The organism is Pantoea sp. PGP6 (genome assembly GCF_053474785.1).
Genome location: NZ_JBQBMA010000003.1, coordinates 36964 through 57948, shown reverse-complemented (window position 1 = coordinate 57948; position 20985 = coordinate 36964). Strand labels below are relative to the sequence as shown.

Genomic DNA, 20985 nt, shown 5'->3' with positions numbered 1-20985 from the left:
TCCAGGTGTAGGTAGGGTAAGAAATAATGCGGATTAAACGGCGTATTTTTTATTTTGAATCCGCTGGTTCAGCCATTTATCGATGCTCCAGGGGCCGGCACCGTGAATTATTAGCATCAGGAATCCGGCACAGCAGGATATATTTTTCAACCACACCATCAGATGGGCGTGCGAATAACCGGGATAAAAAATAAACGCGGAAAGCAGAGAAAAGATGACCATGAAAATGCAAACAAAACGGGTTAAAAATCCGAACGTTATGGCGAGACTGCCTGCAACTTCCAGCAAAATAACCCACGGTAGAAAATAATCTGACACGCCGTTTTGACGCATCAAAATTAAGTTCTCATCGTAATGAATTATTTTATCGATGCCGGATGTGAAAAAAAGTGCGACAGCGAGCAGGCGCGATAAAGCCCAGATAAACATTTTATAATTTTTCATTTTTTATTAGCTTGAGGTAAGCGTTGTTATTTTTAAAATAGGCCTCAATCAATAAATTTTTTTTGACTTTTTGTGCGGTGAGTCATTTCACCGCATCGCCATCGCGCTCAAAAAGGTTTCACCACTGCCAGCGTTTTTCAGCCAGCTCAACCAGCAATCGTGCGGCTGGTGTCAGTTCGCTCAGCGATCGGTATTGCCAGCCAAAAGTCCGCGGCATGATCACCAGCGGCAGTGTGATTTCTACCAGCGACGGTGGAGTCATCTCCTCCTGCAACAGGCGGCGCGAAAGAAAACTCAACAGCTGAGTCTGCGCCAATACCTGGCGAAGCGGCGATAAAGTATTACTCTCCATCTGCACTTTTGGCGCGGCATAGCCGCCGCTCAGCAGGCGTTGTTCAAGCCACTGCCGGGTCGCAACCTGCGGCGAGGGTAATAACCACTGAAAGCGGTTCAGTTGTTCAGGCGTGGGATGCAAACCCGCCAGTGGATGAAAGCAGCTGGCAGCCACCACCACTGGATCTTCCATCAACGGGCGGGTAATAAATTCATCGCTCTTATCCGGTAAAAATCCCAGGATCAAATCCAGTTTGTTTTCCCGCAGCCGTGACTGCAGCAGATCGTTCAGCCCTACCTGCACTTCAAGCACCACGGTAGGCGCATGCTGCAGTAATTCACGGGTTAAATGCGGCAGCATAAATTCGGCTGCGGTAGCTGCAACACCGAGGCGGATCACCCCGGCGGTTCCCGCGCCGAGGGCATTTAAATCCTGCTGCGTCACCTGCATCAGGTGCAGAACTTTTTGAGCGCGTTCACAAAGTAGTAACCCTGCTTCCGTCAATTGTATCCCGCGTCCCACCTTCAGAATCAGCCGCGTTGAGCATGATTTTTCCATGCGCTGAATGCACTTTGTCAGCGCCGGCTGAGTAATACCAAGGGCTTGCGCCGCTTTGCCAAGGTGAGCGGTTTCACGTACCACCACCAGGTAACGCAGGTCTTTAAGCTCCATTCATTCCTCGCAGGAATCAAATCATAAAGAACAGAGAATATTATTTATCAATTCAACCTGCCAGGCTAAATGAAAATTAACACTGGAGTAACACATGAGCTGGAGAATCCTGATGACCGCCCCGACGTTAGGGGCCGGAGGACAACACGCACTGGCCGAGGCAGGATGCGAAGTACATTACCTGCATGACAGCCAGGATGAGGCCGAGGTTGAGAGAGTGATGGCGCGCATCCCTTTTGATGCGGTTATTTCCCGCACGGTTGCCCTTTCCCGTCGCGCCATCACCGCCTGCCCGAGCCTGAAGGTGATTTGTAAACACGGCGTTGGCGTCACCAATATTGACGTCGAGGCGGCTACCGAACAGCACATTCCGGTATTTACCACGCCCGGCACCAATGCGCAGTCGGTGGCTGAACTGACCATCGGCTTGATGCTGAACGCGGCACGCCGCATAAGCTGGTATCAACAGGAAATCGAGGCGGGTCGCTGGACCCGCAACGGCGGCGGTATTGAACTCAGCGGCAAGACGCTGGGTCTGGTGGGCTTTGGTGAAATTGGCCAGCGGGTTGCCCGTATTGCACACGCAATCGGGATGCGCGTCTGCTTTTACGATCCGGCGGTTGGCGATCAGCAGACAAATCTGCCTGGCGAACAGGTCAGTTCACTGGACAGCCTGCTGACCCAAAGCCACGTAATCAGCCTGCACTGCCCGGTCAATGCGGCAACACGTCAGATGCTGAACAGCCGCACGCTGGCGTTGTTACCGCCCGGCGCAGTGATCATCAATACCGCGCGCGGTGAGTTGATCGATGAAGCCGCGCTGGATGCGGCGCTGCGTAACGGTCAGCTTTTCGCAGCCGGACTGGATACCGTCGCCTCGGAGCCTCTCCCCGCCGATCACCCTTTTCGCACGCTGAACAATCTGCTGCTGACGCCGCACATTGGCGGCTCGACGCCTGAAGCGCTGGATGCGGTGGCGCGTTTTGCGGCGCGTCAGTGTCTCGATTTTCTGGCAGGTCATGCGGTAAATCCAGTGACCTGTGTTAACCGAACTGTACTTAAGGAGCGCTCATGACAACCGATAACCGCTGGCCTGCTGGCTATTTTATTGGGCAACGTGGATCCCTGCCCGATGCTGACACCATCGACGCCTTCCGCCGTTTACCGGTGCCGAATATCGGAGACTGCATGGGACGCAGCTGCGGCGCATCCGGATTACAGGCTTATCATAATGACCCGCAGCATGTACTCTGCGGCCCGGCGCTGACGGTCAAGGTCCGTCCCGGCGATAACCTGATGATCCACAAAGCGATAGAGATGGCCCAGCCGGGCGATGTTCTGGTCATTGATGGATCGGGCGATCTTACCCAGGCGCTGATCGGTGGGCTGATGCGTACCTCCGCGCTGGCGAAAGGTATCGCGGGTTTTGTCATTGATGGCGCGATTCGGGACATCAACGAATGGGCAGAAGGCGGCGTCGCTCTCTGGGCCCGGGGAAATACGCTGCGCGGGCCCTCGAAGGAAGGCCCTGGCGAGATCAACGTCACCATACAGTGCGCGGGGCTGGTGGTGGCACCAGGCGATTTAATCGTTGCCGATGCGGATGGTGTGATTGCGATTCCACAGCAGCAGCTCGCGTCGTTACTGCCCCGGGTACGTGAACATGAGCAGCGCGAAGCGCGCATTCGCGAAAATAACCGGCAGGGCACCGCCGATCCGGAACGTTTTAACGCGATTTTACGTGCTAAGGGGTGCCCGCTGTGATCAATAAAAAACATACCCGCTCGCTCAGCCTGCTGACACTGCTGTCGGCAATGATGACAACAACCTGTGTCGCTGCCGAGGATCAGCTGCCGGTTCAGTTGCCGACGCAGCAGGACAGTCGTTTGCAGCAGGTTGAAACTTCACCGCGCGTCTGGAATGGCGTTACGGTCAGCGCGGATGGGCGCATTTTTGCTTCGCTGACACAGTCTGAAGGCACCGGTTTGCAGCTGGCTGAAGTGAAGAACGGGCAACTCGAAGCCTGGCCAGACAAGGCGTGGAATCAGTGGGATAGCAAGGACCCGTCCCATCATTTTTTACATGTTAATGCGCTGCGATTTGGCCCTGATGGCGATCTGTGGGTCATGGATGCTGGCAATAAAGGGATCGGTACCGGCGACAAAGCGGTAGAAGGCGGCGCCAAACTGGTACGCATCAATATTCAGACGCGCAAAGTTGTGGCGAGCTATCTCTTCAGGGCTCCCACGCTGAAGCCCGCCAGCTATCTGGATGATGTCCGTTTTAATGGTGATTTTGCCTATATCACTGACCCAGGCGCAGTCGGGCTGGTGGTGCTGAACCTGAAAAATGGCCAAAGCTGGCGCGTGCTGGATAATCACCCGCTCTCCATCGATCATCAACCAATCTATGCTGATGGGAAAAAGCTTTTCTTACGCGACGGGCGTGAAAAGCGGGTAGGACTGGATCAGCTCGAAGTCTCTCCTGATGGCAAATGGCTCTATTACCAGGCTATTCCGGGGCCGATGGCGCGAATAGAGACCCGTTATCTTAATGATGCAACGCTAACGGCTGAAGAGGTTGCCCGTCACACACAGAAGTTTGTTGAAACCTGGAGCACCGGTGGTACCGCTATTGATGCTGACGGCAATCTCTATGCATCGGATATCAACACGCGTTCGGTGAAACGTATTACCCCGCAGGGTGATGTGAGCAAGGTGATTCAGGATCCCCGACTGGTCTGGATTGATGCGATGTGGATCTCTGAGGGGCAACTCTGGATGCCATCGGCGCAGATTAACCGGACTCCGGCGACAACCGGCGGTAAGCCTTCTGTGGTGGAGTACCCGGTTAAGCTCTATCGGCTGAGTTTGCCGGTCGCGCCTTCACCGCGCGATCATCAATAATTGACAGGCCCGTTAATTCGGGCCGAATTATCAGGCTTTAGCCAGAAAGTAATTAATCGTTCTCAGACGTAAGTATCGCCTTTAATCATCATCACTTTGCGTGATTTGAAATTTGTTAAAAACATGAGTCAGCGCACAGGAATAATCTTTTTATTGATTGTTAACAGCATCCTTTTTTTCTGATAATGGCTGAATCATTAATAATAACGTTAGTGCACATCGCATTGAATTAAAATCCGATACGTTTTCTGTTTGTCGCTGACGGACGGGCGATCTCCCTGCAACAGGATAAAATATGTTACTTATTATCAGTCTGCTCATGATAGCCGTGTTTATTGGTCTGTTAATGACCAAAAAGCTCTCTGCCCTGACGGCATTGATTGTGGTGCCAACCCTGTTTGCATTATTAGCAGGGAATGGTTTAGAGACGGGCGATATGGTAATTAAAGGATTGCGCACCGTTGCGCCAACCGGCGTCATGCTGATTTTCGCCATGCTCTATTTTATGAGCGTAACAGATGCCGGTATGTTCGATCCGATCATTAAGAAAATTGTTTCAGCCGTAGATGGTGATCCGGTGAAAATATTTTTCGGCACGGTGCTGCTGGGTTTTATCGTCGCACTGGACGGCGATGGTGCAACCGTTTATATGATTGTGCTTTCCGCGTTTCTGCCGATCTATGAGCGCATCGGGTTGTCGAAATTAAAATCAGCGTGTTTGCTATTACAGTGCACCGGCCTGGGGAATATGTTTCCCTGGGGTGGCCCGACGGCACGTGCTGCAACAGCCGTACATGCAGAGATCAGCACGCTGTTTGTTCCCTTAATGCTGCCCTTACTGGCTTGTGTGATCTGGACTTTTGTCATGGCGTTTATACTGGGACGGCATGAACGCAAACGAATTGGCTGGAACGGCGATTCGGCAGAGAAGCCCCCGCTGGTCTTCGAAGCTAAAGCCTGTGCAAGCTGGCGCTTCTGGACAAACTGGGTATTAACCATTGCACTCATTACGCTGCTGGTGCTGGACCTGGTGCCAATGGCCTATCTGTTTATGCTGGCGACGGCAATAATGTTTCTGGTTAATTTTCCTCGTCTCGACCAGCAGCAGGAGCAGCTTGGCCGGCATGCGCCGGCGATTCTTTCTGTCGCCAGCTTAATTTTTGCGGCGGCGGTATTTACCGGGATTTTTTCAGAAACAGGGATGGCAAATGCACTCGCGCAGGCGATTGTGAACGTTATTCCTGCGGCGTTAGGACCTTATTTAGCCGTGATTACCGCCTTGATCAGTATTCCGGTAACCTGGCTGGTTTCAAATGATGTTTTTTACTTTGGTATGTTGCCCGTTCTGGTTCAGGCTGCCAGCCATTATGGTATTGCGCCAGTAGAGATGGCGCGTGCTGCGCTGGTGGGCCAGCCGGTTCATATATTAAGTCCGCTGGTCGCATCGACCTATCTGCTGGTGGGCATGCTGAAACTGGATTACGCCCAGACGCAGCGATTCACGTTACGCTGGTCATTTATTACCAGTATCGTGTTCTTTTTAACCTGCCTGTTACTGGGTGCCTTCCCTTTTTATCAGAACGTTTAATCTTAAAAATAGCAGGATGATCGATTGAAATATCATCTTGCCTGCTTAGGGCAACGTGCATCATATAAATTTTAACGGGTTTAATATCGATGATGAATCTGCCTGGCAGAATCACCTTATCAATCAGATTAATGCTGTTCTGAAAAATGCATGTTCCTTTAATAAAAAAATTAATATTAAAATTTGCAGCACTGTTAATCTATTTTTAATCTGACTGGTACAGCAAAGCCTCTGGTTTTTTAATTACCAAGTTTGTTAAGTATAAAAAATAACATGTCAGAACTGTGGCCGCACAACCCCTGGTATGCAGGTGTGAGACCAATGCCAATGCCAGAATAGACTCAGGTAAGACGTAGCGCAAAATGGCCTGAAGCTGGCTACCCGCTGGCTTCGGCAGCCCTCTCCTTCGGTTGTCGCAGTATGGATCAATGATCGCTGTTCATTACGCAACTGAGTTCGTATAATTGTACTTATACGAAGTCAGATTAATGAAATGCTGTGCGCTCAGGCTGGATACCCGCCAGTCTCAGGGTAAAAAATGGCAACGCTACGTGAATTCTGGCCGGTTATCCCCCTGCCGGTATCACAGAATTGACGTAGCGCGATCACCGGCAAAAAAGGTCAATAAACGAGCAGAAATGACGAAGTTAATCCCGCTGGCCAATCTGAGTAACCCGCCGCATGCTGACATCACGGAACAGCTAAAACAATTTGTTCAGGACAAAGAGGCTTTTTCACCCAATACCTGGCGGCAGCTGCTGAGCGTAATGCGGATCTGTAGCCAGTGGGCAGAGGATAATCAGCGCAGTTTTCTGCCCATGGCAGCCGACGATCTGCGAGATTATCTGTCGTTTCTGGCAGAGAGTGGACGGGCATCCTCAACCGTGTCGTCACATGCCGCGCTGATTTCAATGTTACACCGTAACGCCGGACTGCCGGCCCCTAATCACTCGCCGCTGGTTTTTCGTGCCATGAAGAAGATAAATCGGGTTGCGGTGATGAAAGGAGAACGAGCCGGACAAGCCGTACCGTTCAGACTGACCGATCTGCTGGCGCTGGATGAGCGGTGGAGCCGTTCACTCCGCTTGCAGGAGCTGCGTGATTTAGCATTTTTACACGTGGCGTACGCGACTCTGCTGCGTATCAGTGAGCTGGCACGACTGCGGGTGCGGGATGTCTCTCACGCCACGGATGGAAGAGTGATCCTCGACGTCGGCTGGACCAAAACCGTTGTTCAGACCGGCGGACTGGTTAAAGCGTTGAGTTCCCGTTCAACGCAACGGCTTGAAGCATGGATTGATGCGGCGGGTCTTGCCAGCCAGCCTGATGCTTACCTGTTTAGTGCAGTGCACCGCTCTGGTCGGGTGGTCACTGCCGGGGCGCCGATGAGTACCCGGGCACTGGAACAGATTTTCTCCCGCGCCTGGTCTGCCGCTGGAAATAACGGTCCTGTTAACGCAAATAAAAACCGCTACACCGGCTGGAGTGGGCACAGCGCCCGCGTCGGCGCAGCGCAGGATATGGCCGCCAAAGGCTACTCTATCGCCCAGATTATGCAGGAGGGTACCTGGAAAAAACCGGAAACCCTGATGCGTTATATTCGCCATGTCGATGCCCATAAAGGCGCTATGGTGGATTTCATGGAACAGCACACAGACTGACCGCACGTAACGGATCGCAGTCTTTCGCTTTGCTGCCAGAAGTTATCCACAGAAAAAGTGGACAGCCTGTGTGTAAGCCGGTACTCACTATCCTGATGTTCTTGTCAGATCAGCGACATAGCCCGATAACGGCTAACTGGCGCTGTTTCCCGCCGATGAGCAGAAATAACGCCCGCGCATCCTCTGTCAGGCGCGGCTTAGCAGGTCGGGCTTTACGGCCACCACTACTTTTCCTTTTGCATGTCCCTGCTGCAAATGGAGCAGCGCCGCGGCCGCCTCATCAAACGGGAATACGCTATCGATAACCGGTCTGATATCTCCCGCCTCAACAGACTGGACGATCTGACGAAGTTGCTGGCCATCAGGCCGGACGAAAAGGAATGAATATGCCACGCCGCGTTTTTTCGCCAATCGTTTTATCCGGCGGCTTAGTAATCCGACGATCGCGGTAATGATGACGTTGAGTCGGCGTGCCCGGGCAAACCCGACGTCTAACGGACCAACCAGAGAGATTATCCTGCCGCCGGGCCTGAGAATATCCGGATACTTTTCAATCTCGTCTCCTCTCAACGTAGCCAGCACCAGATCATAATCCCGCAGTTCCGCCTCAAACGGCTGTCTGGTGTAGTCCAGCACCCGATCTGCGCCGAGGCGAGATACCCATTCAACATTGCCGCTGCTGGTCGTGGTGGCAACCGTAGCACCTGACAGTTTAGCCAGCTGAATAGCCAACGAACCGATGCCGCCTGCACCGGCGGGGATGAAGACTTTCTGGCCTGGCTGCAGTCCGCCGCGTTCGATCAACGCCTGCCAGGCCGTCAGGCTCACCATCGGCAGCGAAGCGGCCTGAATAAAATCGAGATTGACCGGCTTCAGCGCGGCCGCAGTTTCATTCACCAGGGTAAATTCGCTCAGCGAGCCGTAATCACTGTCAAAGGTGCTGGCAATGATCGCATCGCCAGGCTTAAATCGCGTGACCTGGCTGCCGGTGGCAACCACAATCCCGGCCAGATCGCTTCCGATAACCGCGGGTAAGGTTAACGGCAGCACCAGCTTAAATATACCGGCAGGTATCATATTATCGATGGGATTGAGGCCTGCGGCATAGACTTCAACCAGCAACTGATCTGCCGCCGGCGCCGGTAAGGTTATCGACTGAAAACCGCTCTGAGGTTGCTTGCCGTAACGTTTAAAGGTAAACGCGCGGTGGGTTTTATTCTCCATTGGCTCTCTGCCCTTTCGGTTCAGTGGCCCGTCGGTCGTCGAGCTGAAGGCTATTGCGTACCGCTTTATCAAGCAGGCCGGCGGGTGCAAATCGGCGCAGAAACGCCAGCCTGCCGGCTAATTTGCCGACCGTGTAGCGCCGCTTTGGCTGAGTGCTTTGCGCCACTTTTACAATCACATCAGCCACACTCTCTGGCTGCTCTGCTTTCGCCATCGCCTGACTGACAACGGCGGTTAATTTGTTGCGTATCGCCGCATATTCCTCAAGCGGAAGGTCCGCCTGCTGGCTGTTGCTCTCAAAATCGGTGCGGGTATACGCCGGCTCGATGACAGAGACTCGTATTCCCTGAGTGCGCAATTCGTGATCCAGCGCTTCGGAATAGCCTTCAACCGCATGTTTACTGGCGGCGTACAGCGCGACATAAGGCAGCGGGATGAGGCCGATAATCGAGCCAATATTGATGATGCGTCCCCCGCCCTGGCGGCGCATCTGAGGGATCACGGCACAGGTCATCCGTACCATCCCGAAGAAATTGGTATCGAACAGATGTTTTGCCTGGCCGATTGAACTCTCTTCAGCGGCTGCCGGCGCAATGCCATATCCGGCGTTATTCACCAGCAGGTCGATGCGTCCTTCCCATTGCAGGAGTTCTTCTATCGCCGCAGTAACCGAATCATCGTTGGTCACATCCAGCATCAGCAATGGAAAAGCGTGGTCGCCTGCTGGCCTGCCGCGCCGGCTGGTCCCATATACCCGGTAACCTGCAGCGATCAGTTTGTCAGCGGTGACTTTGCCGATACCGGATGATGCCCCGGTAACCAGCGCCATAGGTTTAACATTCATATCGGGATCCTTTGATTAAATAATGTCAATGATGAGATTCAGCGGTCAGAAACTGGACTAATGATGATGTTCATAATCTATAATGTCAATCGCTTTGATTACGATCATCATAAATGTATGATGGCGTCACGATAAGCAGGAGGTAGTCAGCAATGAAAGTGTCTAAACAGCAGGTACAGGCAAATCGGGCGCATATCGTGAAAACAGCGTCAGAACTGTTTCGTGCCCGAGGGTTTGACGGCATTGGCGTGGCAGAACTGATGTCAGCGGCGGGATTCACCCACGGTGGGTTTTACAAACACTTTCAGTCAAAAGCCGATCTGATGACGGAGGCGGTGGCCGGTGGATTTTCTCAGGCAGCCGCGCAGCTGAAAGGGGCAGACAAGGAGGCGTTTATTGCGGATTACCTGTCACATCGCCACCGTGATTCAATGGCCACAGGTTGTATGATGGCGGCGCTGGGCGCGGATACCGCCCGCCAGCCGGACGAGGTTAAACAGGCCTTTGCCGCCGGGCTGGAGAATCAACTGGCCGCGTTAACCACCGAAAGCGGGCAGGCCGCCAGCGACCGGGCGGAATTAATCACCACCATTGCCCAAATGGTCGGTGCCATGGTGTTATCGCGGGCCTGTCCGGATGACGATCCGCTGGCAGAGGAAATACTTCAGGTATGCCGTGCGCACATACTTAATAAGCCGGCTGGGGGCTGATTCCATCTCCGCCAGCGGCCTTTGCAGCACCGCCGGCGGGAGAGGTCAGGATTACTGCGCGAAGCTATCCTGTTTACCACAACTGCTTTTGCAGCCACCGCAGCCCGAGCCGCTGGTGACCACGGGCAGCGTAAGCGGATGTTGTTTTATCCGGTTGCCCGATTTGTGCATGGCCAGCAGGATCAGCGCATTCACTGCGAGCACGCTGATCAGGCAGGTGGCGCTGAACGCAGGATGCTCGGCAAACGTGACGCTCTGATAAAACAGAGTGGCGGTGGTATAGGCGATGTTGAGTCCCCAGAAGAATGAGAACAGCATCCAGTTACGGCCCGCTTCACGGGCAATGGCGCCCATCACCGATACACAGGGAACATACAGCAGGACAAAAATCAGATAGCTGTAGGCCGCAATGCCGTCGCCAAATTTGGCCGACATCACGCTCATCTGGCCCGCCGCCATTTCGCCATCACCTTTGCTGGCATCGATAGGATGGGCCAGCGCATCGATACTGAATGCGGCTGTCAGACCAGCCCAGGTCTCGGCCAGCGAATCCTTCAGCTCGTCAATCAGATTGAATTGCTGTGGGTCAAAGGTGCCACTCTGCACGGCTTCACTGGTATAAAGGCTGTTAAGCGTACCGACCACCACTTCTTTGGCCATGATGCCGCTAACTAAACCGACCGTAGCCTGCCAGTTATCCGGCATTACGCCGATAGGCAGCAGAACGGGGGTGATCTGCTTACTGGTGGTGGCCAGCGCAGAGTGGTTGATATCGTCGACCGGCTGTCCGTTAAACGAGAAGCTGGTCAGCACGCCGATTAACATACTGACCAGGATAATCACCCGGCCGGCCCGTACCACAAACATCTTCAGTCGCTGCCAGGTCTGGATCAGCAGACTCTTCAGATGCGGTCGGTGGTAAACCGGCAGTTCCATGATAAAGGGTGAGGCTTCGCCACCCAGCAAAGTGTGCTTAAGAACTAAGCCGGTAACGATCGCCACCACAATACCCAGCAGATAGAGTGAAAAGACCAGGCTGGAGCCATGGGCGCTGAAGAAAGTGGCAGCGAATACTGCAAAGATGGCCAGTCGCGCTCCGCAGGACATAAAGGGCGCAATCAGTACCGTGAGCAGCCGTTCACGCGGCGTATCCAGAGTACGGGCTCCCATAACCGAAGGCACATTGCAGCCAAATCCAACAATCAGCGGCACAAAGGATTTACCGGGCAGCCCCAGTGATTGCATCAGGCGATCCATGACAAAGGCGGCGCGTGCCATATAACCGGAATCTTCCAGAAACGAGAGGAAAAGGAACATCAGCCCAATCTGTGGGATGATCGGCAGCACGGTGTTGATGCCCGCCCCTATCCCCTGCGCCAGAAAAACGGTCAGCCAGGCCGGAAAATGACAGACGTAGCCCAGCCACTGCGCACCGTGGATAAATATCGCCACCGAACTGCTGTCAAACAGCGGCTGTAACGCGGCACCGATATTAATCGACAATACAAACATCACGTACATCACCGCCAGAAAGATCGGAATACCCAGCCAGCGGTTCAGCACGATGTTATCAATCCGGCTGGTCAGGCTGCCGGGCGCGGCGTGATGAATGTTACTGACGGCGGCGCACAGTGCGTGGATCGCACGGTAACGGTAATCGGCAATCAGCACCCCGGTATCACCACCGGCCTGCTGAACGATCGCCGGCAACTGCGGCACCAGCGTCGGGCAGAGCTGCTGACTGTTGATATCGCCTTCCAGTAACTGTAATGCCAGCCAGTAACGTTTTTGCGGCGATATCGAAGCAGGCATCAGCGTGCAAAGTTGAGTAATCGCGGCTTCAACATTTTCCGGATAGCGCACCCGCTCTGGTGCGGTGTAGCGGTGCGGATGATCAATCAGCGCCTTGAGCTGTGCGATGCCTTCGCCGCGGGTCGAAGTCAGCGAGACCACCGGGCAGCCCAGCCGCGCTGACAAGGCATCAACATCAATAACGATATTCTGGCTGGCGGCTATATCCTGCATATTGAGGGCCACAATGCAGGGGACACCGAGTTCGAGTAGCTGAAACGTCAGGAACAGATTGCTTTCAAGGTTCGACGCATCCACCACGTTAATCACCAAATCGGCGTGATCGTTGTACAGATACTGGCAGGCGATACTTTCGTCGATTGAGCTTTCAGCCGAGAGCGTGGTGAGAGACCGGGTACCGGGCAGATCGATAAGCCGTACATCAGACTGAGCAGTAAAAAATTGTCCTTCTTTACGCTCGACCGTCACACCGGCCCAGTTACCGACCCGCTGGCGGGCACCAGTGAGCTGATTGAATAAAGTTGTTTTACCGGTATTAGGATTACCGATCAGCCCAATGGTTATGTTTTTCATGAGACCATTTCCTCAAGAACGATGGCATCGAGGTCACGCTGACGCACCGCCAGACTCACCCGGCGGGTACGGATTTGCACCGGGTCGCCCATTGGTGCGACACGGATAATCTCAATCACCGCCCCCGGGAGCATGCCCATGGTGAGTAATTTCTGACGCCAGGCCGGATCCACCGCGGGCTGATAGCCGAGGATTCGATAGGTACTGTGCATGTTCATCGACATATAACCATCTGGTTGGTGGTAAGAGGCAGTGATTATATAAATGATAAGCATTCCGGAATTTGATCTAAGATCAGGCGAAGCGGATTAATGTCAGGAAACGTCAACTCTGTTTCAACTAACAGCAGATTGAGTCCGTAACGTCAGCATCTGACAGGCTCGCGGGTAGTCAGATACCCGCAAGCCGTGCCGGCCGCCGCTTAAAACCGTGCCCTGCCAGACATGACGGATTTACCGCCACACCAGACAATCACTAAGCCCAACGCCCCGGTGAGCTGATTTTATGGCGCTGGCGACATGAAATAGGGGATTTCCGGGGACTTGCGGTTGGCTGCCGATCAGGTAGTTAACTACTAGCTACTTAGTTACATCATTCAATACGGTAATATAAACATATCGGGCCTGCGGCCCGGCGGCGCGCCTCGTCAGGAGGTCATTCCGGACGCATGTCTGAGGTTTGCACCCGACAACGATCAGCTCGATCGCCGTACTTTCACATCGCAGCGGACTCTGTATGGAGGGGCTCAGCGGTAACGCCGGGCTACCAAAATAAAAATCTTATTACTGGATGATGTAACTATTAGCGGTAACCGCCTTGCCTGTCACTGGCGGTTGTTCGCAAACGCGATACGCCATCTGTAGCGCAGGCCCCGCCCGGCCTGCTTCGGCTATGCCATTTAATCTAAACGAAATCGGCGGCTTATTTCTGCGTCAGCCAGAAACCATCTTCTTCTTTTTCAATCGACATCTCGCTGCCCTGTTTAACCAGATTAACCAGACGAAAAAACTCATCGCCTGAAATATTCCAGCTAAGCCGGATGCGCGCCCGGCTGCCCTGTTCCAGTAGCGTTGCGGCTTGCGTGAATGAAGTGGCGCTGATAACTGTCTGATCCGAACTGTTCATACCTGTCCTTAACCGTTAGCAGCAGAAGAAAGCTGTCCCGGATGCTAAAGGGCGATTCTCTGATGCTGACCCGCCAGGCGAACGATCGCAGCCGGTTTTCTGCCGCTGTATCGCAGCTCACGGGTCACATCTGCCAGCCAACATAGTCGGCTACACCGCCGGTTAAATTTATCGCCAATCGTCTTCGGGGATTAACCGAAGCGTTAAACGAGCGCTATTTTAGGCAGCCGGACAGCGGATTGATGCTGGCAGAAATCTTAAAACCCGGTTTTTAATGTAACCATTACGGCAGCCGGTTCGGCTAATTAACGTCACTGCCTCGCTTGCCGACCCGCAGAAAGCGGAGAAAGCGGAGAAGGTGGCGATGTAATAGGCTGAGCCCGCCGGCAAAAGCGTTTGTCTGGTCGAATTTTTCCGGAAAAAAATGGCCGTAATATATTTCTCTTTCCAACAGATTTAACCGAACCCGTGCAGATACCCTTTTCAAAGCGATTACCGGCTGGCCGAATCGTTCACGCTGCGCTATTTCACCGTGCCGCTGTTCAGAAACTGGCCTGCTCAGGCAGGAAAATTTGCCCGAGCCGGGATTATTCCGCGGCTCTTTATCGCCGGATTAGGGGCTGCTGGACCGAAGCAAATAATGGGCGCGATTTAGTGATGTTCTGACAGCATCAGCTGTCACTACTGTAATTCAGCCGCCTTGTTTCTCGGCGGGTGCGCCAGCATTAATACGGTAGCGGAAGTGCATCTCTGCCGGTAAGTAAAGGGCTTCATTGATCAACAATGATCTGGATCATTACAGGCTTATTAAAACAAACTCAGGCCTTAACGTTAACGACCGGTTTAATAAACGAGGGTGAAAATGCATCGTCCCGACAATACCGGGCGTCATTAACAGACTGTATCAGGAAGTAAAAATGAAATTCTCAGCAACCGTTAAAAAAACGTTATTTCCCCTTGGCTTGCTCACTGCGGTGATACTGGTCGCAGGATGCTCAAGCAATTACGTCATCTCGACCCGCGACGGACATATGATTTCCACCCACGGCAAACCCGCCAAAGATAAAGAAACCGGTCTGATCTCCTATCAAGATACCGACGGTAATACGCATCAACTGCAGCAGCAGGATGTAAAAGAGATTGTTGAAAAATAGCGATTTATTGACTTAAAACGAGACTGCAAAGCAGCCACTGTTACACCAAGGATTACTAAAAATGAAAACAACTGTGATTGGCATCAGCCTGCTGCTGTGTGCTTCGTCATCGGCTATGGCCATCGGCCTGAGCGCAGAGCAGGGTAAAAACTTTACTGCCCTCGACGCAGAAATCGGGCGATCTTAAGGCGGACTTTATCTGGATAGCCAGTGGGTTAAAAACACCGATGACGGCGTGCAGATTGGACAGGCAGGCACCGGTTATAGCCTGGAATTAGGCCCGGTAATGCTGTCCGCTGGCATCAAAGCCACCTATATCGGCGGTAAGAAAGGCGATAACGGCGTCGCCTTCCCGGTCGGTGGCGGTGTAAGGCTGAATCTGCCCGCTAACTTTGCCCTCTACGGAGAGGGATATTCGGCTCCCGAATCCTTCGCTAACAGCGTTAAAAATTTCGTTGAGGCCGATGGCGGAATCAGCTGGACACCGATGTTGCCACTGACGCTGAAAGCGGGTTATCGCTATGCGGGCGTGGATGGCAAAGATGGACGTCCCGGTCATACGCTGATTGACGGTCCCTTCATTGGTGGCGGTGTTACCTTCTGATCGGCTTACCCTGCTCCCTCTTTTTTCTGTCAACTGGCCGGTACGCTGCAAGGTCTGCCGGCCTGATTTCAGAGTAAACTCGCTGAGAAACCAATGATGAAAGCGTTATTACTGCTGATCTTTACGCTCAGCCTGAGCGGCTGCGTAGAATATAAATGGGTCAAACCTGATGCTTCAGACCAGCAGGAAAACAGAGCTGAGATCGCCTGTCAGGCTCAGGCATTACGCGATTTACCCCCCGGACAACGTGGTCAGCGGTAAATACACCGCTAAAGACAGCAAGTACAAAACGACCGACACGGATTACTCCACCCGTGACGCAAATGAAACGCAGCGGGCGATTCTGGTGAAGGACTGCATGTTCAAAAAAGGCTGGCAGCAGATTAAAGTCCAGCAGTAAAAATCGCGCGGTTTGCGTCAGTCACTCAAACCGCGCCTGATAATGTGCCTCGCCCACCCTCGCTTTACTCGCGATTATCACTGTCCGCCCGCCCGACGGTCAGCTGACGCCGCTCACGCCGGCAGCGTTCGGAGCAGTACTTCACTTCATCCCAGCAGTTTTCCCATTTCTTACGCCAGGTCATCGGTTTATTGCAGGTCTGGCAATAGCGGACCGGCAGTGATTTTTTATTTCCTTTAAAAGTCATCAGGGTTACCTCATCAAAGGGGACTGAAACGGTATCAGGACATCAGTCTGAGTGGATGAAGGCACAGAGTTCAGACTCAGCCGCCGCCTCACTGCTGTTCCATTGCGCTCAGTTGCCGGGCCAGCGCGGCATTTTTGACAGAATAACCCGCATGCCGTCCATGCGCGTTATACCTGCTCAGCGCGAAACCGATCTTTCAGGACGCCAGCACTGCAGCGATTAATCTTTTCGCCATGAGATTTTAATAACCGATGACAACATCCTGTTGCACCATAATGGTAAAACCGCATTTGCATCACAAAAAGCATTATCCGCCCTGTTTTTTATCCCTCTCTGCCTGTTTATCGCCTGCTGAGTCGGGTTAACGTCGGATAAAGTCCGGCGAATTAGCCCCATTGCTGGCAGCTTATCGGTTCAACGGCGGGCCGGGGAAACCGGTTTAATGCGTATAACGCAATAATGTTATCGTATCCTGTCAATAATCCCCCTTTAGCTGCTTTATCGCGCATATATAAGCCTGCCTGAAAACCGAACTAAGGGTTATTATTACCCTGATTAACCAGTTTCAATTGCATCGCGACCCGCCTGCGTTTCCCTTAAGCAGCAATAATCCCTTTTGTCGCTCCTCCGTTGCGCCGTCACCGCCCGCGACTGCACAGCATCTGCAGCAGAGTATGACCAAAGTGCCGCCGGTTTTTAGCAGAAGGCTCTCCTTAAAAAAATAGACGAATCATAAAGATAAGTTATTTTTACCGAATGAAAACTATCGGTAAGATAAATTCAACCGTTACCCGCTGCGATACTCCAATGCGTCATTATCACACTTAACAACGCCGCGTTTACTGTTTCACCTGATATAATATGTTGCGGATTTTTAACTGCCAGCCGGGTGATATCCGGCACAGCCTAAGTGGATAGATTGCTAAAAAGCGCGGCCTCAGCAGGAATAATGCCGCCACAGGCCGATTTAACTCATGGATAAAACAGGCGGTGTTTTTGTCATTTTGAGCGACCTTACCACCAGGTTTAAGTTCTTTTACCTTTGCGGTGTTATTGCACGTTAATTACAGTTTCAACTCTCTTAAAAAACGATTAATATGTCAGAGTTGAACTATTGGTTCAGTATTGAGATTCTTCGAAGGCAAGCATTTTAAAAAGCAGGTCTGACGAAAAGCATCAGCGTGAACCCGCTCTGTATTTTATTATCTGAACAAGACTATGGTGACTTTGATGAGTGACACTCTCAGCAGCTTGAATAATATCCGTACGCTTCGCGCAAACGCACGCGAACTTGATCTTGCTGCCCTGGAAGAAATGCTGGAAAAACTTTCTGTTGTTGTTAGTGAGCGTCGTGAAGAAGCGCAGGCTTCTGAAGCCGCTAATCGTGAGAAAGCGGAAAAACTGGCTAAATATCGCGAATTACTGCTGCAGGAAGGTATCGATCCTAACGAACTGTTAAGTGGTATGCAGTCGGCGCCGGTTGAGAAGAAAAAGCGTGCGCCTCGCCCTGCCAAATATCAGTACACTGACGAAAACGGTGAAGTTAAGCAGTGGACCGGTCAGGGACGTACGCCTTCAGCGATTAAATCTGCGATTGAAAACGGTAAATCACTGGATGATTTCCTGATCTGATTGCAGTGCATCCCTTGCAGTAAATCCGCCCGATAGATATCGGGCGGATTTATCCTCACCCGCAGTGACGCGGTAACATCCGGCTTCTATTATTCTGCCGGGCTGAAAATCAGGAGCTTATCCTCACACAAATCTGATTACGCAGTAATTCCAGCCGTCAGCCCTCCCCGAATGCCTGTTCTCCTATTCCGACGACGCTCTTGCCTTACTCTGTGACCCAACCGGCCATAGCGCTAAACAACATCGGACAATAATTAATCGTTCTGTTGCGAGGTGGCGTTGCGCGCCATGATAATTTCCAGGCCAATTTGTTGACCATAAGAAAGCTCAAGCGTATTCCCGTCAGGATCGGCGAAGAAAGCCCAGTAACCCACCGGTGCGCCGGACTGCTGCGCGGGCCGACGTAATACACCTTCCTGCTGCGCCAGCGCTACTTTGGCATCAATTTCCTCACGAGTGGCACAGGCGACGCCAATATGACCAAACGGCCCCAGCGGCGTATCCTCCAGGTGAGCCGACTGCACCAGCACCAGTGCAAATGGCCGGGTTAAATCTGACAGCCACGCCACTTTCTGCGCTTCCGCAATGCCAGGCTCGCGATGATGAATAACCTGCATTCCGGCATAACGCTGGTAAAAATCCACACTTTTTTCCAGATCGCGGACCTGCAGAGCAAGATGGCTTAACCCCGTATCGTTTGACATAGTCACTCCCTGAGTTGGTTGAGCGACTACCATGCCACAGCGGCACCGGCGCAAGTGATCAACGGTGCTTAACCGTCTGGCTTTTCACATTCTGCACGATTGCGCCCTTTCCGCTTAGCGCGGTACAGGGCTTCATCCGCCCGTTCAATCAGGTCTGACAATGCCTGCTGTCCGGCAATGCCGCGCTGGGTTGCACAGCCGGCGCTGAGCGTGATCCGTTTTGCCGGCAGTCCGCTGGTTAGATGCGGAATATTCAGCCGGTAAACCGCCTCAACTATCGCCCTGGCCAGTTTTGACGCCTCTTCGGAGCTGTAGCGCGGCAGAATAATCGCAAACTCTTCACCGCCATAACGGGCCGGCAGATCATTTTTACGCAGTGCAAAGTTTTTCAGAATCGACGCGACCGTTTTCAGGCACTCATCGCCCGCTACGTGTCCGTAGGTATCGTTGTAATGTTTAAAATAGTCGATATCGATCAGAATCAGAGAGACCGGCCAGCCCTGAACTCTGGCCTGTTGCAGACTTTCATACAGTCTCCGATCAAAGTAGCGGCGGTTAGCGACGCCGGTTAAGCCATCGCTATTTGCCAGGCTCTGCAGAGAAAGATTTGCCGCAGTCAGCTCGTCACGCAGTCGGGTCAGTTCCCGCTGGTAGCGCAGTGTATGTCGCGCCTGACGCAGCAAAAAAGCACTGAGCGAAAGGATCACCGCCAGCAGTGCGAGGCTCAGCATCACATCCTGTACCCGCTCGTTAATCCAGCGGCTAAACAGCGCAGATTTGTCGTAGCCGGCGGCGACAATCAGTGGATAACGTTGAGATCGTGCAAAGCCGAAGATACGTTTTTCGCCATCAAGCGCGGCCTTCCACTGCCCGCTGCCCTGATCGGCATCGGCCAGCATTTTGCGGAACAGAGGGCTTGAGGAGAGGTTTTTGCCAATATAGCTGTCCGGCTTCGGCCGGGCATAAAGTACCGTGCTGTCTGCCAGCATCAGCACCAGTACGTCGCGCGCGCCCAGCTCGTAATAGCTGTAGAAGTGGCGAAAGTAGTCCACTTTTATGGTCGCGAGCAGGACACCATCAAAACCATTTGAGCCATCATTGACGCGCAGCGACACCGGAATCACCAGATCGCCGGTGGTACGGCTGCGGAGCACCGGCCCGACATGCACGCTGCTACGCAGACTGGCGCGGTGATAACTGAAATACTCTCGATCGGAATTATTGATACCGATCGGCGTCCGGCTCATCGAGGTAGCGATCCAGCGGCCCTGGGCATCGTAATAGAACAATCCGTGCAGCTGCGGCAGCCGATTTTGCAACAGGCGCATAGTCTGACTCAGCGCATCACCATCGACACGATTGTTCACTATCTGGCTCTGCAGGTCGCGCTGTACTTCGCGCAGCGACAGTTCCGTCTGCAGAAAGGTATCTTCTGCCTGTCGCGCCTGTGACAGGGACAGATTGACCGCCATCTCTTCAGTCTGGTTAACGGCGTCACGCCAGTCTTCACGCAGCGTCCACAGATTGATACCGATGACCACCACGGTGAGTACCAGACCTGATAACGTAATGCTTTTGAGTAGCGGCGAAATCTTTGGCGCGGGTGCCGCATTTTTGCTGCGAAACTTCATGCCCATCCTTATTCAAACCCTTTCACTGAGTTAAGCACAGTTAATGGAGGGCAAAATTACAAATATCATTGTTGTGTTATGCAGAGTGTTTCATTTTTGCGCCCGCATTCTAAACCCTGGTGCATAAAGCCGCCTGCCCTGATTCAGTCTGCCTTGATCTCATCCCCGAATCGGCCGCAACCCTTCAAAAATCAGTGGGATGAATGGTATCCTTACCGCTTACAGTGAATGTGCGCTGTAAATTAATGTGAGTACTGAAGGACCTTTTTTATGAGTGAAAACCTGAGCAGCCTGAATAATATCCGCACCCTGCGCGCGCAGTCGCGCAATATAACGTTAGATGTGCTGGGCGAGATGGTGCAGAAATTAGAGACAGTGGTCAGAGAACGACGCGAAGCAGAGGAAGCCCAGGCGGCCGAAGCGCGCGAAAAAGCTGAAAAACTGGCGATGTACCGTGAACTGCTAAAGGAAGACGGAATCGACCCGACTGAACTGTTAGCGGGCCTGTCCTCTGCCACCCGCAGCGGTAAAAAGCGCACCAGGCGCCCGGCAAAATATCAGTACCGCGATGAAAATGGCGAGCTGAAATACTGGACCGGTCAGGGCCGTACGCCATCACCGATTAAAACCGCTCTCGAAAACGGCCAGTCACTGGATGATTTTCTGCTTTAATCCTGGCTGATTCCGTTCCGGAAAATTTGGCCGCGCCTGCACGCTGAA

Annotated in this window: 19 protein-coding genes and 2 pseudogenes; 11 read left to right on the top strand and 10 right to left on the bottom strand. The window is 52.9% G+C overall.

From position 1 onward, the window contains the following. Positions 1-33: 33 nt before the first annotated feature. Both ACLIBF_RS22685 and ACLIBF_RS22680 read right to left on the bottom strand, forming a co-directional pair. On the bottom strand, positions 34-444 hold the full coding sequence (locus ACLIBF_RS22685; RefSeq protein ID WP_448310735.1) for a DoxX family protein: 411 nt from the start codon (positions 442-444) through the stop codon (positions 34-36). Positions 445-562: 118 nt separating this feature from the next. Then, complete coding sequence (locus ACLIBF_RS22680) at positions 563-1450, bottom strand: LysR family transcriptional regulator (RefSeq protein ID WP_046289414.1); 888 nt, start codon at positions 1448-1450, stop codon at positions 563-565. 94 nt (positions 1451-1544) lie between these two features. Here ACLIBF_RS22680 and ACLIBF_RS22675 point away from each other — a divergent pair, with 94 nt between their 5' ends. The 5 genes from ACLIBF_RS22675 (at position 1545) to ACLIBF_RS22655 (ending at position 7605) form a co-directional block, all read left to right on the top strand. Continuing rightward, complete coding sequence (locus ACLIBF_RS22675; RefSeq protein ID WP_448310734.1) at positions 1545-2525, top strand: hydroxyacid dehydrogenase; 981 nt, start codon at positions 1545-1547, stop codon at positions 2523-2525. Beyond that, positions 2522-3214: an RraA family protein gene (locus ACLIBF_RS22670; protein WP_089562200.1), complete on the top strand. Its 693-nt coding sequence runs from the start codon at positions 2522-2524 to the stop codon at positions 3212-3214. Before ACLIBF_RS22675 ends, ACLIBF_RS22670 begins: the two co-directional genes overlap by 4 nt. After that, on the top strand, positions 3211-4356 hold the full coding sequence (locus tag ACLIBF_RS22665) for an L-dopachrome tautomerase-related protein (protein WP_448310733.1): 1146 nt from the start codon (positions 3211-3213) through the stop codon (positions 4354-4356). Before ACLIBF_RS22670 ends, ACLIBF_RS22665 begins: the two co-directional genes overlap by 4 nt. Positions 4357-4651: 295 nt before the next feature. After that, complete coding sequence (locus tag ACLIBF_RS22660) at positions 4652-5944, top strand: CitMHS family transporter (RefSeq protein WP_031378103.1); 1293 nt, start codon at positions 4652-4654, stop codon at positions 5942-5944. A 638-nt stretch (positions 5945-6582) separates the two neighbouring features. After that, positions 6583-7605, top strand: coding sequence for a tyrosine-type recombinase/integrase (locus ACLIBF_RS22655; protein WP_069729911.1), 1023 nt, complete (start codon positions 6583-6585; stop codon positions 7603-7605). Between the two features lie 186 nt (positions 7606-7791). Here ACLIBF_RS22655 and ACLIBF_RS22650 read toward each other — a convergent pair whose 3' ends face one another. Continuing rightward, positions 7792-8829 carry an NADP-dependent oxidoreductase gene (locus ACLIBF_RS22650; RefSeq protein WP_031378101.1) on the bottom strand — a complete coding sequence of 346 codons (1038 nt, stop codon included), beginning with the start codon at positions 8827-8829 and terminating at the stop codon, positions 7792-7794. Next, a complete protein-coding gene (locus ACLIBF_RS22645; protein WP_448310732.1) occupies positions 8819-9673 on the bottom strand; it encodes an oxidoreductase in 855 nt (284 codons plus the stop codon). Before ACLIBF_RS22645 ends, ACLIBF_RS22650 begins: the two co-directional genes overlap by 11 nt. A 152-nt stretch (positions 9674-9825) precedes the next feature. On the opposite strand from ACLIBF_RS22645, the gene ACLIBF_RS22640 reads away from it, so the two are divergent. Next, a complete protein-coding gene (locus tag ACLIBF_RS22640) occupies positions 9826-10383 on the top strand; it encodes a TetR/AcrR family transcriptional regulator (protein WP_069729908.1) in 558 nt (185 codons plus the stop codon). A 51-nt stretch (positions 10384-10434) separates the two neighbouring features. On the opposite strand, the gene feoB is transcribed toward ACLIBF_RS22640, so the two are convergent. The 3 genes from feoB to ACLIBF_RS22625 all read right to left on the bottom strand — a co-directional run bounded on the left by feoB (position 10435) and on the right by ACLIBF_RS22625 (position 13893). Beyond that, a complete protein-coding gene (feoB, locus tag ACLIBF_RS22635) occupies positions 10435-12768 on the bottom strand; it encodes a Fe(2+) transporter permease subunit FeoB (protein ID WP_448310731.1) in 2334 nt (777 codons plus the stop codon). Further along, positions 12765-12992 (bottom strand): ferrous iron transporter A, encoded by a 228-nt coding sequence (gene feoA, locus ACLIBF_RS22630; protein WP_279810221.1) that lies wholly within the window; start codon positions 12990-12992, stop codon positions 12765-12767. The genes feoB and feoA overlap by 4 nt, the downstream gene beginning before the upstream one ends. Positions 12993-13689: 697 nt before the next feature. Continuing rightward, the gene (locus ACLIBF_RS22625; protein ID WP_031378098.1) at positions 13690-13893 is read right to left on the bottom strand and encodes a hypothetical protein; all 204 of its coding nucleotides are present in this window, start codon (positions 13891-13893) and stop codon (positions 13690-13692) included. 917 nt (positions 13894-14810) lie between these two features. On the opposite strand from ACLIBF_RS22625, the gene ACLIBF_RS22620 reads away from it, so the two are divergent. The 3 genes and pseudogenes from ACLIBF_RS22620 to ACLIBF_RS22610 all read left to right on the top strand — a co-directional run bounded on the left by ACLIBF_RS22620 (position 14811) and on the right by ACLIBF_RS22610 (position 16051). After that, positions 14811-15047, top strand: coding sequence for a YgdI/YgdR family lipoprotein (locus ACLIBF_RS22620; protein WP_031378096.1), 237 nt, complete (start codon positions 14811-14813; stop codon positions 15045-15047). A gap of 61 nt (positions 15048-15108) precedes the next feature. Next, positions 15109-15651: pseudogene (locus ACLIBF_RS22615) on the top strand (YfaZ family outer membrane protein). 96 nt (positions 15652-15747) lie between these two features. Continuing rightward, positions 15748-16051, top strand: a pseudogene (locus tag ACLIBF_RS22610) (hypothetical protein). Between the two features lie 64 nt (positions 16052-16115). Here ACLIBF_RS22610 and ACLIBF_RS22605 read toward each other — a convergent pair. Beyond that, a complete protein-coding gene (locus tag ACLIBF_RS22605) occupies positions 16116-16301 on the bottom strand; it encodes a DUF2256 domain-containing protein (protein ID WP_201306441.1) in 186 nt (61 codons plus the stop codon). Positions 16302-17528: 1227 nt separating this feature from the next. Between ACLIBF_RS22605 and ACLIBF_RS22600 the strand changes: the two genes are divergently transcribed. Next, a complete protein-coding gene (locus ACLIBF_RS22600; RefSeq protein ID WP_031378094.1) occupies positions 17529-17930 on the top strand; it encodes an H-NS family histone-like protein in 402 nt (133 codons plus the stop codon). 254 nt (positions 17931-18184) lie between these two features. On the opposite strand, the gene ACLIBF_RS22595 is transcribed toward ACLIBF_RS22600, so the two are convergent. Together ACLIBF_RS22595 and ACLIBF_RS22590 are read right to left on the bottom strand one after the other, a co-directional pair. Next, positions 18185-18634: a VOC family protein gene (locus tag ACLIBF_RS22595; protein WP_069729903.1), complete on the bottom strand. Its 450-nt coding sequence runs from the start codon at positions 18632-18634 to the stop codon at positions 18185-18187. 68 nt (positions 18635-18702) lie between these two features. Beyond that, positions 18703-20265 (bottom strand): sensor domain-containing diguanylate cyclase, encoded by a 1563-nt coding sequence (locus tag ACLIBF_RS22590; RefSeq protein ID WP_031378092.1) that lies wholly within the window; start codon positions 20263-20265, stop codon positions 18703-18705. A gap of 270 nt (positions 20266-20535) precedes the next feature. On the opposite strand from ACLIBF_RS22590, the gene ACLIBF_RS22585 reads away from it, so the two are divergent. Next, a complete protein-coding gene (locus ACLIBF_RS22585) occupies positions 20536-20937 on the top strand; it encodes an H-NS family histone-like protein (protein WP_279810222.1) in 402 nt (133 codons plus the stop codon). The last annotated feature ends 48 nt before the right edge of the window (positions 20938-20985 follow it).

Coding starts and splice junctions, on each gene's coding strand:
- ACLIBF_RS22595 (WP_069729903.1), bottom strand. CDS start 18,634: ATGTCAAACGATACGGGGTTAAGCCATCTTGCTCTGCAGGTCCGCGAT.
- feoB (WP_448310731.1), bottom strand. CDS start 12,768: ATGAAAAACATAACCATTGGGCTGATCGGTAATCCTAATACCGGTAAA.
- ACLIBF_RS22680 (WP_046289414.1), bottom strand. CDS start 1,450: ATGGAGCTTAAAGACCTGCGTTACCTGGTGGTGGTACGTGAAACCGCT.
- ACLIBF_RS22640 (WP_069729908.1), top strand. CDS start 9,826: ATGAAAGTGTCTAAACAGCAGGTACAGGCAAATCGGGCGCATATCGTG.
- ACLIBF_RS22645 (WP_448310732.1), bottom strand. CDS start 9,673: ATGAATGTTAAACCTATGGCGCTGGTTACCGGGGCATCATCCGGTATC.
- feoA (WP_279810221.1), bottom strand. CDS start 12,992: ATGTCGATGAACATGCACAGTACCTATCGAATCCTCGGCTATCAGCCC.
- ACLIBF_RS22590 (WP_031378092.1), bottom strand. CDS start 20,265: ATGAAGTTTCGCAGCAAAAATGCGGCACCCGCGCCAAAGATTTCGCCG.
- ACLIBF_RS22620 (WP_031378096.1), top strand. CDS start 14,811: ATGAAATTCTCAGCAACCGTTAAAAAAACGTTATTTCCCCTTGGCTTG.
- ACLIBF_RS22650 (WP_031378101.1), bottom strand. CDS start 8,829: ATGGAGAATAAAACCCACCGCGCGTTTACCTTTAAACGTTACGGCAAG.
- ACLIBF_RS22655 (WP_069729911.1), top strand. CDS start 6,583: ATGACGAAGTTAATCCCGCTGGCCAATCTGAGTAACCCGCCGCATGCT.
- ACLIBF_RS22670 (WP_089562200.1), top strand. CDS start 2,522: ATGACAACCGATAACCGCTGGCCTGCTGGCTATTTTATTGGGCAACGT.
- ACLIBF_RS22625 (WP_031378098.1), bottom strand. CDS start 13,893: ATGAACAGTTCGGATCAGACAGTTATCAGCGCCACTTCATTCACGCAA.
- ACLIBF_RS22675 (WP_448310734.1), top strand. CDS start 1,545: ATGAGCTGGAGAATCCTGATGACCGCCCCGACGTTAGGGGCCGGAGGA.
- ACLIBF_RS22685 (WP_448310735.1), bottom strand. CDS start 444: ATGAAAAATTATAAAATGTTTATCTGGGCTTTATCGCGCCTGCTCGCT.
- ACLIBF_RS22660 (WP_031378103.1), top strand. CDS start 4,652: ATGTTACTTATTATCAGTCTGCTCATGATAGCCGTGTTTATTGGTCTG.
- ACLIBF_RS22600 (WP_031378094.1), top strand. CDS start 17,529: ATGAGTGACACTCTCAGCAGCTTGAATAATATCCGTACGCTTCGCGCA.
- ACLIBF_RS22585 (WP_279810222.1), top strand. CDS start 20,536: ATGAGTGAAAACCTGAGCAGCCTGAATAATATCCGCACCCTGCGCGCG.